Here is a 1,818-nt window from a genome sequence, read left to right as displayed (position 1 = left end):
GAGCTGAACAGCTAAAATGCAACCGAAAAGCGCCGCCGAGCGGCGCCCAATCAGGGGCGCTCCGCGGTCACCGGTCCTCTTGATCGTCCAGAAGTGGCCGAGAAGCCGTATTTATCGAGGTGCCCTTGAGTAAGTCAGAGCATACCCGTGAAGAAATACTTTCTGCCGCAGCTCAGCTTTTCCGGCATGAGGGTTATTATGCAACCACGATGCGCGACATCGCTGAAAAAGCCGGGATTGAAGCTGGGAGCATCTATTATCACTTTGATTCAAAGGATGAAATTCTGAACGCTGTTCTCGATATCGGCGTTCGGAAACTCCATGATGCAGTCACCGAGATCATCATCCAGACAAAAGAGAACCCCAATGATTTCCGCAAGACCTTTGCCACACTCATTGAGACGCACCTGACCTTTCTGCTGACCGATAGCGATTTCACTTCGGCCAATATCCGGAACTATCCGATGCTTGCGGATGATGCACGCGCCCCGCACCGCGAATTGCGTGCATCCTATGCACATGCCTGGGGCGGTTTCCTGGAGGACGCAAAGCGCGCTGGCCATTTGAGAAACGACATCTCAGTCCCTGTAATCCGCCAGTTCGTGCTGGGCGCGATGAACTGGACTGTTGAATGGTATGACGTGGACCAATACCCGGTGCGGGTGCTCGCGGAGCGCATGAGCAAGCTCATCCTCGACGGCATGTGCGCGCACCACCAGGCGGGCAGCGTCGATCTCATAAAGGCCGCGACCGTTCCGGCCGAGCCCCCCGAAAAGACGAGCAAATCCGAAAAAACCCGCGCCGCGATCCTGAAGGCGGCTGCGCGGGTTCTGAGGGACAAGGGTTACAAGGTGGCCACGATGAGACGTGTCGCCGCTGAAGCGGAGATGCAGTCGGGCAGCGTCTACTACCATTTCAAATCCAAGGACGCGATCGTGGACGAAGTGCTGAACGCCGGATTGAGCGATTTGCTTTCCGGTGTCAGCGCCACAGTCGCGGAATTCCAAAGACCATTCGATCATCATACCAGGATCGCAACTGCTATCTGGACGCACCTGTTTTTTCTCTTTCAATCAAGCGAGTTTACGTCTGCGAATATCAGAAGTTACGGGATGTTGCCCAAAGAGTTAAGGGCGAGACATTGTGAGATCCGCCAAAGATACGCGAGACTCTGGGACAGGATCCTGCGCGAAGCTCAAAAAGACAGTGCCATCAGGTCCGATATCAAGATCGTCCCCCTGCGTCAGGTTATGTTGGGCGCCTTGAACTGGACGGTCGAATGGTTTGACCCGAGCAAGGCCGGAATGAAAGGATATCTTTCCCTGCCCGAATTCTCCAAAATGCTAATCGCACTTCTGCTTGAAGGCATTTGCGAAAGAGAGAATGCAGCTAACACCGATAAGGTCGCGGCTCATTGATCGCAAGCAATGCCGCAATCAAACCAAAAGAAAGTGATACAGGCCTTCCGCGACTGGCTTTTCCCGATCCGCCTGCCATGTAAACGCACTGACGCTTGCCATGCGCCTACCCTTGCGGGTCACGTTTGCCTGGGCAAACAGCGGCCCCTTCACCCCGAGTCTGAGATAATCAACGGTGAGATTGATCGGTTTGGCTGGCAGTTCGACGAATTCAGGTCGGACTGCGATAGCGGCGATTGCCTCCATATAGGCTCAGGACCTATTAATTTCGTTGGCTCAATTCGCATTAGCTATGCATGATCCGATTTGGTAGGCTGGCGGTCTGCACGCAGGAGGCGAAGATGGACCGGCAAGACTACATGGCGTGGCTTTCGCAGATCGACGACCTCTCGGCGGAGCA

2 protein-coding genes are annotated in these 1,818 nt (G+C 54.7%); one reads left to right on the top strand and one right to left on the bottom strand.

Translation table 11 applies throughout. From position 1 onward, the window contains the following. Window positions 1–125 precede the first annotated feature (125 nt). Window positions 126–1,418 (top strand): TetR/AcrR family transcriptional regulator, encoded by a 1,293-nt coding sequence (locus tag ABLE93_RS26855; RefSeq protein ID WP_348842715.1) that lies wholly within the window; start codon window positions 126–128, stop codon window positions 1,416–1,418. A gap of 18 nt (window positions 1,419–1,436) precedes the next feature. Here the strand turns inward: ABLE93_RS26855 and ABLE93_RS26850 are convergent, their stop codons facing one another. Further along, entirely contained in the window at window positions 1,437–1,664 is a 228-nt protein-coding gene (locus ABLE93_RS26850) for an acyl-CoA thioesterase domain-containing protein (RefSeq protein ID WP_348842714.1), read from the bottom strand. Window positions 1,665–1,818: the final 154 nt, after the last annotated feature.

Origin of the sequence: Xanthobacter pollutisoli (assembly GCF_040044995.1) — a bacterium.
In the GTDB taxonomy this organism is placed as follows: domain Bacteria; phylum Pseudomonadota; class Alphaproteobacteria; order Rhizobiales; family Xanthobacteraceae; genus Xanthobacter.
The sequence above is the reverse complement of the archived record's forward strand: the minus strand, read 5'-3'. Positions and strand labels throughout refer to the sequence as shown.